At 76.3% G+C, this 14918-nt stretch carries 10 protein-coding genes; 3 read left to right on the top strand and 7 right to left on the bottom strand.

Features of this window, described 5'->3' with window-relative positions:
• Positions 1 to 106: 106 nt before the first annotated feature.
• From arc to GYH36_RS20175, 4 genes are all read right to left on the bottom strand, one after another.
• Positions 107 to 1765, bottom strand: coding sequence for a proteasome ATPase (gene arc / locus GYH36_RS00350; protein WP_024840181.1), 1659 nt, complete (start codon positions 1763 to 1765; stop codon positions 107 to 109).
• A 182-nt stretch (positions 1766 to 1947) separates the two neighbouring features.
• Positions 1948 to 2979 (bottom strand): tRNA (adenine-N1)-methyltransferase, encoded by a 1032-nt coding sequence (locus GYH36_RS00345; RefSeq protein ID WP_376739796.1) that lies wholly within the window; start codon positions 2977 to 2979, stop codon positions 1948 to 1950.
• A 206-nt stretch (positions 2980 to 3185) separates the two neighbouring features.
• On the bottom strand, positions 3186 to 4364 hold the full coding sequence (locus GYH36_RS20180; RefSeq protein ID WP_162288791.1) for a site-2 protease family protein: 1179 nt from the start codon (positions 4362 to 4364) through the stop codon (positions 3186 to 3188).
• Positions 4365 to 4415: 51 nt separating this feature from the next.
• Entirely contained in the window at positions 4416 to 7142 is a 2727-nt protein-coding gene (locus GYH36_RS20175) for a helix-turn-helix transcriptional regulator (RefSeq protein WP_162288790.1), read from the bottom strand.
• A gap of 126 nt (positions 7143 to 7268) precedes the next feature.
• Here GYH36_RS20175 and GYH36_RS00330 point away from each other — a divergent pair, with 126 nt between their 5' ends.
• Both GYH36_RS00330 and GYH36_RS00325 read left to right on the top strand, forming a co-directional pair.
• Entirely contained in the window at positions 7269 to 8363 is a 1095-nt protein-coding gene (locus GYH36_RS00330) for a class I SAM-dependent methyltransferase (protein ID WP_162288789.1), read from the top strand.
• A 40-nt stretch (positions 8364 to 8403) separates the two neighbouring features.
• Complete coding sequence (locus GYH36_RS00325; RefSeq protein WP_162288788.1) at positions 8404 to 10626, top strand: alpha/beta fold hydrolase; 2223 nt, start codon at positions 8404 to 8406, stop codon at positions 10624 to 10626.
• Positions 10627 to 10686: 60 nt separating this feature from the next.
• On the opposite strand, the gene GYH36_RS00320 is transcribed toward GYH36_RS00325, so the two are convergent.
• Complete coding sequence (locus GYH36_RS00320; protein ID WP_312028438.1) at positions 10687 to 11430, bottom strand: HAD family hydrolase; 744 nt, start codon at positions 11428 to 11430, stop codon at positions 10687 to 10689.
• 151 nt (positions 11431 to 11581) lie between these two features.
• Here GYH36_RS00320 and GYH36_RS00315 point away from each other — a divergent pair, with 151 nt between their 5' ends.
• Entirely contained in the window at positions 11582 to 12448 is an 867-nt protein-coding gene (locus tag GYH36_RS00315) for a PAC2 family protein (protein ID WP_024840174.1), read from the top strand.
• A 79-nt stretch (positions 12449 to 12527) separates the two neighbouring features.
• On the opposite strand, the gene mshC is transcribed toward GYH36_RS00315, so the two are convergent.
• Together mshC and GYH36_RS00305 are read right to left on the bottom strand one after the other, a co-directional pair.
• The gene (gene mshC / locus GYH36_RS00310; protein ID WP_024840173.1) at positions 12528 to 13802 is read right to left on the bottom strand and encodes a cysteine--1-D-myo-inosityl 2-amino-2-deoxy-alpha-D-glucopyranoside ligase; all 1275 of its coding nucleotides are present in this window, start codon (positions 13800 to 13802) and stop codon (positions 12528 to 12530) included.
• Between the two features lie 140 nt (positions 13803 to 13942).
• Positions 13943 to 14818 (bottom strand): undecaprenyl-diphosphate phosphatase, encoded by an 876-nt coding sequence (locus GYH36_RS00305; protein ID WP_115942633.1) that lies wholly within the window; start codon positions 14816 to 14818, stop codon positions 13943 to 13945.
• Positions 14819 to 14918 lie beyond the last annotated feature (100 nt).

Genomic DNA, 14918 nt, shown 5'->3' with positions numbered 1-14918 from the left:
CCCCCGACGCCCCGCGGCGCCGTCCACCGCAGGCACCGCCCGGCGCCCCGACCGCACGACGACGCCCCGGCGCGTCGGGCGGACGGGCCGGGGCGTCGGGGACGGGCTACAGGTACTGGCCGGTGTTGGTGACCGTGTCGATGGTGCGCGGGGAGCCGCCCTCGCCCTTCTTCTGGACGATCGTGCGGATGAAGACGATGCGCTCGCCCTTCTTGCCGCTGATGCGCGCCCAGTCGTCGGGGTTGGTGGTGTTGGGCAGGTCCTCGTTCTCCTTGAACTCGTCGACGCACGCCGCGAGGAGGTGGTCGACGCGGATGCCGCGCTGGCCGGTGGCGAGGAAGTCCTTGATCGCGGACTTCTTGGCGCGGTCCACGACGTTCTGGATCATCGCGCCGGAGTTGAAGTCCTTGAAGTACAGGACCTCCTTGTCGCCGCTGGCGTACGTGACCTCGAGGAACTGGTTCTCCTCGTCCTCGGAGTACATGCGCTCGACGACGGAGCGGATCATCGCGTCGAGGGCCTCGCGCTGGTTGCCGCCGTGCTCGGCGAGGTCGGCGGCGTGGATGGGGAGGTCCTCGGTGAGGTACTTGGCGAAGATCTCCTTGGCGCCCTCGGCGTCGGGCCGCTCGATCTTGATCTTCACGTCGAGGCGGCCCGGCCGCAGGATCGCGGGGTCGATCATGTCCTCGCGGTTGGACGCGCCGATGACGATGACGTTGTCGAGGCGCTCGACGCCGTCGATCTCGGCGAGGAGCTGGGGCACGATCGTCGTCTCGACGTCGGACGACAGGCCGGTGCCGCGCGTGCGGAACAGCGACTCCATCTCGTCGAAGAACACGACGACGGGCGTCCCCTGGGACGCCTTCTCGCGGGCGCGGGCGAAGATGAGGCGGATGTGCCGCTCGGTCTCGCCCACGTACTTGTTGAGCAGCTCGGGTCCCTTGACGTTGAGGAAGTAGCTGCGCGCGGCGCCGGAGCCGTCCGCGACCTGCTCGCCGCGCGCCTTGGCGACGGTGTGCGCGAGCGAGTTGGCGACCGCCTTCGCGATGAGCGTCTTGCCGCACCCGGGGGGCCCGTAGAGCAGGACGCCCTTGGGCGGGTGCAGGCCGTGCTCGCGGAACAGGTCGGGGTGGGTGAACGGGAGCTCGACGGCGTCGCGGATCTGCTCGATCTGCGGGCCGAGGCCGCCGATGTCCTCGTACGCGATGTCCGGGACCTCCTCGAGGACGAGCTCCTCGACCTCGGACTTGGGGATCACCTCGAACACGAAGCCGCTGCGCGTGTCGATGGTGAGGGAGTCCCCGACGCGCAGCGTGGAGTGCGCGACGGATCCGGCGAGCCGCACGACCCGCTCCTCGTCGGCGCGGCCGACGACGAGCACGCGGTCCGCGTCGAGGACCTCCTTGACGGTGACGATCTCGCCGGTGCGCTCGTAGCCGCCCGCGGCCACGACGGTCATGGCCTCGTTGAGCTTGACCTCCTGGCCGGGGCGCAGGCGCTGGACGTCGAGGCTGGGGCTCGCGCCCACGTGCATCTTGCGCCCGGCGGCGGACACGTCGACCGACCCGTCCGGGTGCGCGGCGAGGAACACCGCGTACGTCCCCGGGGGCTTGGCGAGGTCGTCGATCTGCCGCTTGAGGTCGAGGATCTGGTCGCGCGCGGCACGCAGCGCCTCGGCGAGCCTCTCGTTCTTCGCGGACAGCAGCGCGAGCTCTCGCGCGCTGCTCTGCGGGGCCTCGTCGCTACGGCCGAATGTCTCGCTCATCGGGTGTCCCCTCTCGCCGGCGCTCGGCCGACCGCGCGGTGGACGGCGGACGGCGGACCCGCGGAGGGCACCCGTGCCGACCACCGTCCGGCGGTCGGGTGTAGACCTTAGGCACAATTCTGGCCCGTGCACACGGACGACACCCAGGGTGAGACGACCGGGTCCCGATCGTTACCCGACCGTCACGACCCCGACACGTCGGGCGCGCTCCCGGCCTGCTCGACGCCGTCCCCGGGCTCGCCCGCGGCGGCGTCGACGGCGGGGTCTGCGGATGCCGTCGCGGCGTCCTGCTCGGGCGCCTGGCCGACGTCGCGGCGCACGCGGCGGATCTTCTTCTCCGACACCGGGCGCTCGCCGAGCTCCTCGGGCGACCACTGCTCGGCGTCGGTCGGGTACGCGCCCTTCGCAGGGCGGCGCTTGCGCTCGGGCGGGGCGACGCCGTCGGCGAGGCGTCGCGCGGTGAGGAGGAAGCCGGTGTGCCCGATCATGCGGTGCTGCGGCCGCACGGCGAGTCCCTCGAGGTGCCAGCCGCGCACCATGGACTCCCACGCGACGGGCTCGGCGTAGCGGCCGTCGGCGCGCAGGTCCTCCGCGAGGCGCGAGAGCTGCGTCGTGGTCGCGACGTAGCAGACGAGCACGCCGCCGGGCACGAGCGCGCGCGCCACGACGTCGAGGTTCTCCCAGGGCGCGAGCATGTCGAGGACGACGCGGTCGACGGTGCCGTCCTGCGCGACGGTCGGCAGGACGTCGGCGAGGTCGCCGACGGACAGCGTCCACGCGGGGTGGGGGCCGCCGAAGAACGTCTCGACGTTGCCGCGCGCGATCGCGGCGAAGTCCTCGCGGCGCTCGATCGAGTGCAGCTCGCCCGCGTCCCCGACGGCGCGCAGGAGCGACATCGTGAGGGCGCCCGAGCCCACGCCCGCCTCGACGACGCGCGCGCCGGGGAAGATGTCGGCCATCGCCACGATCTGCCCCGCGTCCTTGGGGTAGACGACGGCGGCGCCGCGCGGCATCGACAGCACGTAGTCCGCGAGGAGCGGACGCATCGCGAGGTACTCGATCTCGGCCGTGTTGCGCACGACGCTGCCCTCGGGCCGGCCGATGAGGTCGTCGTGGCGCAGGTAGCCCTTGTGCGTGTGGAACGTCGCGCCGGGGGCGAGCGTGATGGTGTGCAGACGCCCGCGCGGGTCGGTGAGCTGGACCTTGTCGCCCACGCGCAGCGGGCCGCGGCGCTCGTCGGCGCCCGTCGCGGCGGGTCGGTCGGACGCGGCGCGCGCCGGGGCGGCGGCGTCCCCCGGTCCGGGCGTCGGGGTCGGGGGGCCGGGCGTGGGGGTGGGCTCGGAGGTCACGGGCGACCATCCTACGGGCCGCGGCGGCGGTGGCGCCGGGCCCGGCCCGGGGCCGCGGGACGACGCCGCGCTCAGCGGCCGCGCTGCGCGTCGCGCAGGGCCGCGACGACCCGGGCCACCTCGAGCGCCCCGACGACGCGGCCGCCGTCGGTCACGACGACGACCGCGGCCTCGCGCCCGACGCGGGACAGCGCCGCGAGCATGTCCTGGCCCTGCAGTGCGGCGTCGATCGTCGCGCCCGCGGGCACCGGGACGGCGACGGCGCCGACGGGCGTCGTCTCGGCGGCGTCGGGCGGCACGGCCGCCGCCGCGGACGGGTCCGCGTACCCGACGGGGCCGCCCGCGCCGTTGACGAGGACGGCGACGACGTGCGGACCGCCCGCGAGCGCCACCGAGCGCCCGACGGCGCCCACCGTGGCGGTCGACGGGACGGCGACCGCGGGACGGGCGAGGCCCCGGACGGTGAGCCCCGAGACGGCCTCGCGCGTGCGGCCCACCGCGATGGCCTGGCCGGCGCCGCTCCAGAGGAACGCGCCGATGAGCGCGGCCCACGCGACGGTCCACAGGTCCGGGCGCGCGCCGTACGACAGCGGCCACAGGAGCGCCCACGCCACGACGCCGACCGCGACGGCGCGCCCGACCCAGCCCGCGGCGACGGTGCCCTTGGTCCGCGAGCCCGTCGCGGCCCACACGGCCGCCTCGAGGATCTGGCCGCCGTCGAGCGGGAGCCCGGGCAGGAGGTTGAAGAAGCCGACGAACGCGTTGGAGAACGCGGCCGCGTACAGCAGGAGCGCGGGCACGGTGAACGTCGGCTGCGCCTGGAACGTCAGCCAGAACACGACGGCGAGGGCGAGGTTGGTCAGCGGGCCGACCACGGAGATGAGGAACCCGTCGAGGGGCCGCGACGCGGTGCCGGAGTAGGCCGTGTGCCCGCCCCAGAGCGTGACGGCGAGCTCGGTGACGTGCTGTCCCCGCGCGCGGGCGACGACCGCGTGCGCGACCTCGTGCAGGAACACGGACGCGAAGAGCAGCAGCACGAACGCGAACGAGACGAGGTAGATCTCGGCGTCGAGGTGCGGCGCGAGCCGCTGCACCGTCGGGGCGAACAGGACGGTGAGGATCGCGGCGGCGAGGAACCACGACGGCGTGAGGATCACCGGGGCGCCGACGACGCGGCCGATGACCCAGCCCTTCGTGCGCGGGCCTGCCGGTGCGGGCGTGCGGGGGGCTCTGGGCTCGGGTCCGTCCACCCGGGAAGCCTAAGCGCTCGTGCGCGGCCGCGGCGACGCGGGCGGCGCGGCTCATCCCGCGTCCGCGAGGACCGCCGCGAGCTCGTCGCGCGAGTGGATGCCGAGCCGCGTGTACACCTTGCGCAGGTGGTACTCGACGGTCTTGGGGCTGAGGAAGAGCGCGGCGGCCGTCTCGCGCGTCGTGCGGCCGTCGGCGAGGAGCAGGCACACCTGGAGCTCCTGGGGCGTCAGCGCGCCGGGCCCGTGCCGCTCGCGGGGCACGACGTGCTCGCCGGTCGCCTCGAGCTCGGTCCGCGCGGTCGCGCCCCAGAGCTGCGCGCCGAGGCCGTCGAACGTGTCCCACGCGTCGCGCAGCGCGGCCCGTGCGGCGACGCGCCGTCCGCTGCGCCGCAGCCGCATCCCGTGCGCGAGGTGCGTGCGCGCGCGCTCGAACACGTCGCGCGTGCGCGCGTGGTGCGCGAGCGCCGAGGCGAAGAGCCGGTCGGCCTCGTCGTCGTCGGGCACGACGAGCGCGAGCGCGCGGTCGGCGCGGGCGCGTGTCCACGGCCGGCCCGTGGCCGCGGCGGCGTCCGCGAAGCGCTCGGCGACCGTTCGGGCCGGCGCGGGACGACCGGTCCGCAGGAGGGCGTCCACGAGCTCGGGGCCGGGATGCAGGTCGGGGTCGCCGATCCCCCGCTCGTCGAGCGTCGCGGCGAGCGCGGTGAGCCGGTCGACGGCCTCGCCGGACTCCCCCTCGGACAGCGCGAGGTCGCCGAGCGCGAGCTCGCACCAGACGACGCCGAAGCGCATCGACCTCTCCTCGCAGAGGACGGTCGCGTCCGCCGCGTGCTCGCGGCACGCCGCGCCGCGGCCCGCGCGGGACTCGAGGCTCGCGAGCCCGGCGAGCGCCATTGCGAGCTCGCCGCCCTGCCCGGTCTCGCGCGCCAGCCGCGCGGCCTCGTCGTAGTTGGCGGCGGCCCGGTCCCACGCGTCCGACGTCGCCTGGTCGCGCGCCACGTGGAAGAGCACGTCCGGGAGCGCGCCGACGCCGACGCGCGTGCGCACCTCGTCCACGAGCGCCCGCAGCTCGGCGCCGCGCTCGCGGTCGCGCAGGAACAGGGGTGCGAGCATGAGCCAGGGCAGCGCGGCGGGGTGCGCGAGCGGGTCGACGGCGGCGAGGCGCCCGACGGCAGCGGCCAGCCGGTCGGTCGTGTCGCGGCCGAGCAGGACCCCGGTGGCGCCGGACGCGGCCAGGCCGACCGCCCCGGACACCGGGCTCGTCGCGGCGGGCAGCGCGGCGGCGAGCCGCTCCTCGACGCGGTGCAGGGCGACCGTGTCCACGAGGTACATGGAGGCCCGGCACGCCTCGGCGAGGAGCAGGACCCGGTCGTCGACGTCCGCGAGGTCCGCGGCACGTTCGAGCAGGTCCAGGCCGTCCCGCACCGAACCGGCGCGCAGCGCGACGGTCGCGCGCAGCTGGGCGCCGGCCACCGACCACGGGCCCGCGGGCGGCTCGGCCTCGTCGAGGAGCGCCAGGGCGCGGCCGGGCTGCCCGCCCGACCACGCGGCGCGCGCGGACGCGACGAGCCGGGACCGTGCGTCCCCGGCGTCGGGGCTCAGCCGCGCGGCGCGCTCGTACGCGGTGGACGCCACGGTGAACGCGGTCCGCGCCGAGGCGCGGTCGCCGACGGCCGCGAGCGCCCCCGCGACGCCCTCGTCGAGGCCGGTCGCGGCGGCTGCCCGGTGCCAGGCGCGGCGGTCCTCGTCGCCGGGCCCGAGCTCGTCCGCGAGCGCGCGGTGGACGCGGCGGCGCAGCGCGGGCTCGGCGTCACCGTGCACGACGGCGCGCAGCAGGGGGTGGCGGAACACGACGCGCCCGTCCGCGGCGGAGAGCAGCCCGGCACGCTCCGCGTCGTCGAGGCGCGCCGGGTCGAGGTCGAGGCGCGCGCACACGGCGCGCGTCAGGCGCAGGTCGCCGTCGGCCGCCGCGGCGACGAGCGCGGCCGCCCGTGCCTCGGCGGGGAGCGCGTCGAGGCGCCGCGCGAACGCCCGCTGGAGCCGCGCGGGCAGCGCGCGCGGGAGCCCGGGGGCGTCGAGCCCCGCGGCGGCGTCCACCGGGTCGCCCGCGAGCTCGAGGAGCGCGAGCGGGTTACCGCCGGTCTCGCGGTGCAGGACGTCCGGTGCGCGCGCGGTCCCGGCCGGGAAGGCGGCGGCGAGCAGCGTCGCCGTGGCGCCGGGGTCGAGTCCGGCCAGGTGGAGGCGGGGCAGCGCGAGGACCGCGTCGGGGAGCTCGTCGCTGCGGCCCGCGACGAGGACGGCGACGGGGTCGTCGCGCAGGCGGCGGGCGGCGAACGCCAGGGCGTCGACCGACGGGCGGTCGGCCCACTGCACGTCGTCCAGCACGAGCACGACCGGGCCGTCCTCGGCGAACCGGCTGAGCAGGCTGAGGGTCGCGGCGCCGATGGCGAACCGGTCGCGTCCGCTCCCGTGCCGCAGGCTCAGCGCGGCGCCGAGCTCGGCCGCCTGCGGGGCCGGGATGTCGTCGAGCAGCCCGAGAGCGGGGCGCAGGAGCGCGTGGAGCACCGCGAACGCGAGGTCCTGCTCGGTCTCGGCGGGCGTCGTCCCGAGCACCCGGACGCCGCCGTCGGCGCCCGCCCCGTCGAGCGCGTCGGCGAGCAGCGCCGACTTGCCGACGCCGGGCTCGCCCGCGACGACGAGCGCGCCGCCGCGGCCCAGCCGCGCGGACGCGAGGAGACGGGCGAGCGTCTCCTGCTCGGTGGCCCTGCCGACGAGCACCACCCGGCCAGTCTAGGAGCGGGCGGCCGCAGGACCAGGGGGGGGCACCTGACGCGGGCGCCGGGCGCCGGTCCCTACGTTCGGCGGTGTCGGCACCCCGCCGGCACCGGACACGACAGGAGACCTCCGATGAGCCAGTCGACCACCACCGCGACCACCCCGCCCCCCGCGCTCGACACCGACGCCCTCATGGGCTTCGTGCTCCGTGCGGTCGACGAGGTGGGCGCGACCCTCAACGCCGCGCTCGTCGTCCTCGGCGACAAGCTCGGGTACTACCGCGACCTCGCCGCGCACGGCCCCACCTCGTCGGCCGAGCTCGCCGAGCGCACCGCGACGGCCGAGCCGTACGCCCGGGAGTGGCTCAACGCCCAGGCCGCGGGCGGCTACGTGACGTACGACCCGGCGTCGGGCCGGTACACCCTCCCCCCGGAGCAGGCCGTGGCCCTCACGGTCGAGGACAGCCCGGCGTTCCTGCCGGGGCTCTTCCAGCTCGCGCTGGGCACCGTGCACGACGTCGACCACGTCGTCGACGCCGCGCGCAGCGGCGGCGGCTACGGGTGGCACGAGCACGTCACCGACGTCCACGTCGGGTGCGAGCGGTTCTTCCGCCCGAGCTACCACGCCCACCTGGTCGCCGAGTGGCTGCCCGCGCTCGACGGCGTGGTCGACAAGCTCGAGCGCGGCGCGCGCGTCGCGGACGTCGGGTGCGGCCACGGCGCCTCGACGATCCTCATGGCGCAGGCGTTCCCGCGGTCGACGTTCGTGGGCTCCGACTACCACCCGGAGTCGATCGCGGTCGCGCGGCAGCGGGCCGCGGAGGCGGGGGTCGCGGACCGGGTGCGGTTCGAGGTCGCCCCGGCCCAGCAGCTGCCCGGGACGGGCTTCGACCTCGTGACGATGTTCGACTGCCTGCACGACATGGGCGACCCCGTCGGGGCCGCGGAGCAGGTCCGGCGCGCCCTGGCCCCGGACGGCACGTGGATGGTCGTCGAGCCGATGGCCGGGGACCACGTCGAGGACAACCTCACCCCGGTCGGCCGGGCGTACTACGGCTTCTCGACGCTGCTGTGCACGCCCGCGTCGCTGTCCCAGGACGTCGGCCTCGCGCTGGGCACGCAGGCGGGCCCCGCCCGGATCCGGGACGTCGCGACGGCGGGCGGGTTCGGGCGGTTCGCGTCCGTCGCCGAGACGCCGTTCAACCGCGTGCTGGAGATCCGGCCCTGACTCCGGGCCGGCAGTCGCCACGAGCGAAGGAGGGGTGGGCATGAGCGCCGCACCGGAGGAGACTGCACGGATGACGGGCCGTCGTGAGCCGGAGGGCCGTCCCTGGCCCGCTCCGGTGCGGCCGCCCGACCGGACCGGCGTCGTCGTCCGGGACGGCGTCGCGCTCCCCTGGGCCGTGCACGGCACCTCGGGGCCGACCGTCCTGCTGCTGCCCACGTGGTCGCTCGTGCCGTCACGGTTCTGGAAGTCCCAGGTCCCCTTCCTCGCCCGGCACCTGCGCGTCGTCACGTTCGACGGCCGCGGCAGCGGGGCCGCCGGACGCCCCGAGGGCGCCGCGGCCTACGCCGACGTGCAGTACGCCGCCGACGCGGCCGCCGTGCTCGACGCCACGGGCACCGAGCGGGCGGTCGTCGTCGGGTACTCGAGCGGCGCGGCGTGGGCGGTGCACCTCGCCGCGGACCACCCCGACCGCGTGCAGGGCGTCGTCGCCATCGCCGCGTCGTGCGACCTCGCCGTCGCCGCGCCGGAGCGCGAGCGGTACGCCTGGGACACCCGCCACGACACCACCGAGGGCTGGGCCAAGTACAACCGGGCGTACTGGCTCGGCGGCGGGTACGACGACTACGTCGACTTCTTCGCCCGGAGGATGTTCACGGAGCCGCACTCCACCAAGCAGGTCGAGGACGTCGTCCGCTGGGCCCACGAGATCAGCCCGCGCACGCTCGCCGACACGACGGCCGGCCGGCTCGGGCTCGACGGCGCGACCCGCACGCCCCTCGAGCCCGTGTGCGCGCGGGTCACGTGCCCCGTGCTCGTCGTGCACGGGGAGCAGGACGCGATCCGGCCGGCCGCCGTCGGGGAGCGGCTCGCCGAGCTCACCGGGGGCGAGCTCGTCCTCGTCGAGGGCGCGGGGCACGGCCTGCCCGCACGCGACCCGGTCCGGATCAACCTGCTCCTGCGCGAGTTCGTGGAGCGGACCGTCCCCGCCGCGACGGTCCCCCGCGCCCGCCGGCGCACGTGGACGCGCGCGCCGAGCCGCCACCGGCGTGCGCTCTACCTGTCCTCCCCGATCGGGCTCGGCCACGCCCGCCGCGACCTCGCCGTGGCCCGCGCGCTGCGCGAGCACCACCCGGACCTCGAGATCGACTGGCTCACCCAGCACCCCGTGACCCGCGTGCTCGCGGACGCCGGGGAACGCGTGCACCCCGCCTCGGCGCGGCTCGCGAACGAGTCGGCCCACGTCGAGGACGAGTCCGCCGACCACGACCTGCACGCCTTCCAGGCGATCCGCCGGATGGACGAGCTCATGGTGAGCAACTTCATGGTCTTCGCGGACGTCGTCGAGGAGGGCCGCTACGACCTCGTCGTGGGCGACGAGGCGTGGGACGTCGACCACTTCCTCCACGAGAACCCGGAGCTCAAGCGGTTCTCGTTCGCGTGGATGACGGACTTCGTCGGCTGGGTGCCGATGCCGGACGGCGGCGCCGCGGAGGCCGCGCTCACCGCCGACTACAACGCCGAGATGATCGAGCAGCGCGCCCGCTACCGGCGGGTCCGGGACCGGTCCGTGTTCGTCGGGAACCCGGCCGACGTCGTCGACCTCCCGTTCGGACCCGGCCTGCCGGGGATCCGGGAGTGGACCGAGGCGAACTTCGACTTCGCCGGGTACGTCACGGGCTTCGTGCCCCCGACGGCGGACGAGCGCGCGGCACTGCGGCACGGGCTCGGGTACGGCCCGGACGACGTGCTGTGCGTGGTCACCGTCGGCGGGTCGGGCGTCGGCGCGCCGCTCCTGCGACACGTGCTCGACGCCGTCCCGCCCGCGCGCCGGATGGTCGACGGGCTGCGCGTCCTCGTCGTGACCGGACCGCGGATCGACCCCGCGAGCCTGCCGCGGCGGCGCGGCGTCACCTACCGCGGGTACGTGCCCGACCTCCACCGGTACCTGGGCGCGTGCGACCTCGCCGTGGTGCAGGGCGGCCTGACGACGTGCATGGAGCTCGCGGCCGCCGGGCGCCCGTTCCTCTACGTGCTTCTGCGGCACCACTTCGAGCAGAACGTCCACGTGCGCCACCGGCTGGAGCGGTACGGCGCGGGCCGGTGCGTGGAGTACGCGCAGGCGTGCGACCCGGACGCCCTCGCCGCGGCCATGGCCGCCGAGCTCGCGACGGGGCGCGCCGGCGGTCCGCTTCCCCGGACCGTCCTGCCGGTCGAGACCGACGGGGCCGCCCGCGCCGCCGCGATGCTGGCCGAGCTGCTGTAGGCCGCGCCGCGTGCGCCGGGCGGGTCCCCGGCCCCGTCGAGGTCGCCGCCGGCGTCGGCGTCAGGGGGCGACGGCCTCCGGCACCGCGTCGTCGGCCATGAGGTCGACGACCTCGCCCGCGACGAGCCGCGTGAGCAGGTCGAGGTCGACGCGCTCGAGCGACGGCGTCCGGCTCAGGCCGGGCGCCGCCGGCACGGGGACGACGGCCTGCACGCCGAGCGTGGCGGCGCCGGACGCGCGCGCGGACGCGATGCCCGCGGGCGAGTCCTCGACCGCGACGCAGCGCGTGACGTCGACGCCGAGCCGCCGCGCGGCGAGCAGGTACGGCTCGGGGTCGGGCTTGCCGCGCTCGACCTCGTCCCCGCACACGAGCACCTCGAACGCGCCCTCGGGGGCGAGGTCCGCGACCGGGGCGGCGAGCTCGCGGTAGGACATGGTGACGAGCGCGCACCGCACGCCCGCGTCGCGCAGCGTGGCGAGCAGCTCGCGCGCGCCCGGCTGCCACGGGACCTCGACCCGCACCTGGTCGATCACGCGACCGATGAGGAACGCGACGATCTCGTCGACCGGGAGGTCGACGCCACCGCGGTCGCGCAGCACCTTCGCCGACTCGCGCAGCGGGTTCCCGACGAGCGACATCGCGTCCTCGTGCGTCCACGTGCCGCCGTGGGCCTCGACGAGCTCGTGCTCGGCGGCGATCCAGTAGGGCTCCGTGTCCACGAGCGTGCCGTCCATGTCCCACAGCACCGCCTGCGGGAGCGTGCGGTCGGCGGGGGCGGTCTCGGCAGGGGCGTGCGACGTCACGGTGGAGCTCCAGGGAACGGGGGTGAGAGGGGCGCGGGCGGCGACCGCCCGGCTCCTCCACCCTACGCGGGCGGCGCCGCGCGCCGACGTGGGCTACGCCACGCGCGAACCCGCCCCGCCGTCGCCGGGCCCGGCCGCATAGGCTGGGGCGATGACCGAGAACGCGACCGAGGGCACCCGGCAGACCGTGATGATCGCGGCGTTCGAGGGCTGGAACGACGCGGGGAGCGCCGCGACGGCCGCGCTCCAGCACCTGCACGAGGTGTGGGGCGCCGAGGACGTCGACGAGCTCGACCCGGAGGAGTACCACGACTTCCAGGTGAACCGCCCCGTGGTGACGACCGACGACGAGGGGCGCCGCGAGATCACGTGGCCGACGACGACGATCGCGTCCGCGGTGCTGTCCCCCACGGGGCGACGCGTCGTGCTCGTGCACGGCATCGAGCCGTCGATGCGGTGGCGCCGGTACTGCCGCGAGCTCCTCGACATCGCGGAGGAGCACGGCGTGCGCACCGTCGTGACGCTGGGCGCGCTGCTCGCGGACGTGCCGCACACGCGCCCGATCCCCATGACGGCGACGTCCGAGAGCGTGGGCCTGCAGGCCGTGCTCGACGTCGAGCCGAGCACCTACGAGGGGCCGACCGGCATCGTGGGCGTGCTGCAGCACGCCGCCGCGGAGCGCGGGCTGCAGTCGGTGTCGCTGTGGGCGGCCGTGCCGCACTACGTCGCGCACCCGCCGTCGCCCAAGGCGACGCTCGCGATCCTCGCGCGCATCGAGGAGCTCCTGTCCGAGCCGATCCCGCTCGGGGACCTGCCGGAGGACGCCGAGGCGTGGCAGCACGGCGTCGACGAGCTCGCGGCGGAGGACGCCGAGATCGCCGAGTACGTGCAGCAGCTCGAGGAGGCCAAGGACACGGCCGAGCTGCCCGAGGCGAGCGGCGAGGCCATCGCGCGCGAGTTCGAGCGCTACCTGCGCCGTCGCGACCGCGGCAACCCGGGCAAGGGCCCGACCGTCTGACACCCCGGGCGCGATCCGGGGACGCCCCGGTCGCGGGGACCGCGCCGCCCGCCCTCGACGACGGCGGGCGCGTGCGGCCTCAGAGCCGGACGCCCAGCAGCGCGTTCACCGCGCGCGCGACGACGCCGGGAGCCCCCTCGTCGTCGCCGGACGTGTCCCGGCCGGGGCGCAGCGACTCGGCGGCCCACGCGTCGACGGCCGCGAGCGCCGCGGGCGCGTCGAGGTCGTCCGCGAGCGCGGCGCGCACGGCGGCGAGCGTCGCCGTCGCGTCGGGCCCACCGTTGCCGGAGACGGCGTCGCGCCAGGTCTCGAGACGGCGCGCACCCGCGGGCAGGTCGTCGTCGGTCCACTCCCACTCGCCGCGGTAGTGGTGCGCGAGGAGGGCGAGGCGGATCGCCATCGGGTCGACGCCCGTGGCGCGCAGGGTGGACACGAGCACGAGGTTGCCGCGCGACTTGCTCATCTTCTCGCCGTCGTACGCGACGAGGCCGGCGTGCACGTGCGCGCGCGGCGCCCCGCCCCCGGACAGCATGCGGTCGTGCGACGACGACATCTCGTGGTGCGGGAACAGCAGGTCCGCTCCCCCGCCCTGGACGTCGAACGGGAGGCCGAGACCGTCGCGCGAGATCACGGCGCACTCGACGTGCCAGCCGGGACGCCCGGTGCCGAGCGCGCCGCCGTCCCACGCGGGCTCGCCCGGCCGCTCGCGCCGCCACAGCAGCGGGTCGAGCGGGTCCTTCTTGCCCTCGCGGTCGGGGTCGCCGCCGCGCTCGGCGAACAGGTGCTGCATGACGTCGCGCGCGAGGCGCGAGACGGAGCCGAAGCCGGCGTCCGCCGAGAGGTCGGCGTACACGTCGCCGAGGCCGGGGTCGGTGCCGCCCGCGCCGGGCTCGACGGGGACGCGGTAGGCGAGCCCGGCGTCGAGGAGCTGCGTGACCGCCTCGACCACAGCGGGGATCGTCTCGACCGCGCCCTCGTAGACGTCCGGCGGGACGACGCCGAGCGCCGTCATGTCCTCGGCGAACAGCGCCGTCTGCTCGACGGCGAGCGCGCGCCAGTCGACGCCCGTCGCGGCGGCCCGCTCGAGCAGGGGGTCGTCGACGTCGGTGACGTTGGACGCGTAGCGCACGGTGTGGCCGGCGTCCTTCCACGCGCGCACGAGGAGGTCGAACGCGACGTACGTCGCGGCGTGGCCGATGTGGGTCGCGTCGTAGGGCGTGATGCCGCACACGTAGAGGGTGGCGTCCTCCCCCTGCGCGGCGACGACGAGCTCGCGGGTCGTCGAGTCGTGCACCCGGACCGGGAGGCCTCGTCCGGGGAGCTCGGGGATCTGCGGGGCGGGCCAGCTGTGCACGCGTCAACCTTAGCCGTCGGGCCGCGCGCGCCGGGCCGCCGTCCGGCTCGCGGGCGAGCGACCCGCGCCGCCCGCCGCGCGCCCGCGCCGGTGGGCCGCGGCGCGCGCGGCTCGGGGCGTGACGAAGCCCACTCGCGGGGTCAGGGGGTCGACGCGGCCGTCCCGCCGGGCTCGAGCACGCCGGCGAGCAGGAGCACCACGACGAGCGCGGCGAGCACGAGCCGGTACACGACGAACGGCACGTAGCTGAAGGTGGAGACGATCTTGAGGAACGCGATGATGACGAGGTAGCCGACGACGAACGCGACGAGCGTCGCGATGAGCGTCGCGCCCGCGCCGGGCGCGCCCGGGGCCGGCTCGTCCGCCGACTTCGCGAGCTGGTAGAACCCGGACCCGAGGACCGCGGGGATCGCGAGCAGGAACGAGTAGCGCGCGGCCGCCTCGCGCGTGAACCCCATGAGGAGCCCGGCCGTGATCGTGCCGCCGGAGCGCGAGACGCCGGGCACGAGCGCGAGCGCCTGCGCGAGGCCGAACGCGACCGCCTGCCCCGGCGAGAGCTCGCGCAGCGAGCGCCGCTTGGCGCCGACCCGGTCGGCCCAGCCGAGCAGGAGCGCGAACACCGCGAGCATGAGGGCGGTGAGGTAGAGGTTGCGGAACGTGTTCTCGATCGCGTCCTGGAACAGCAGTCCGAGCACGACGATCGGGACGGAACCGAGCGCGATGAACCAGGCCATCGCGGCGTCGTGGTCGTGGCGCCCGAGCCGGTCGCGCCAGTGCGCGCCGTGCTCGCCGCGCAGCGACCGCCACCAGGCGGCGCAGATCCGCGCGATGTCGCGGCGGAAGTACAGCAGCACCGCGGTCTCGGTCCCGATCTGGGTGATCGCCGTGAAGGCCGCCCCCGGGTCCTGCGAGCCGATGAGCTCCCCCACGATGCGCAGGTGGGCGCTCGAGGAGATCGGGAGGAACTCGGTCAGGCCCTGGACGAGGCCGAGCAGGACGGCTTCCCACGCGTTCACGAGCGGTCACGATACCCGCTCGGGTCCCACCGCCCCGGACCTCGCCGGGCGGGTCGGGCGGCGTCCGGAGCGGCGTCCGGGGGCGACGGGGCGGGCGGCG

The organism is Cellulosimicrobium composti (genome assembly GCF_010287905.1).
Taxonomy (GTDB): Bacteria; Actinomycetota; Actinomycetes; order Actinomycetales; family Cellulomonadaceae; genus Cellulosimicrobium; species Cellulosimicrobium composti.
This window is presented reverse-complemented; position numbering and strand designations above follow the sequence as displayed.

Excerpts from the sequence above, each read along its gene's own strand:
- arc (WP_024840181.1), bottom strand. The coding sequence starts at position 1,765 with ATGAGCGAGACATTCGGCCGTAGCGACGAGGCCCCGCAGAGCAGCGCG.
- GYH36_RS00330 (WP_162288789.1), top strand. The coding sequence starts at position 7,269 with ATGAGCCAGTCGACCACCACCGCGACCACCCCGCCCCCCGCGCTCGAC.
- GYH36_RS00325 (WP_162288788.1), top strand. The coding sequence starts at position 8,404 with ATGAGCGCCGCACCGGAGGAGACTGCACGGATGACGGGCCGTCGTGAG.
- GYH36_RS00315 (WP_024840174.1), top strand. The coding sequence starts at position 11,582 with ATGACCGAGAACGCGACCGAGGGCACCCGGCAGACCGTGATGATCGCG.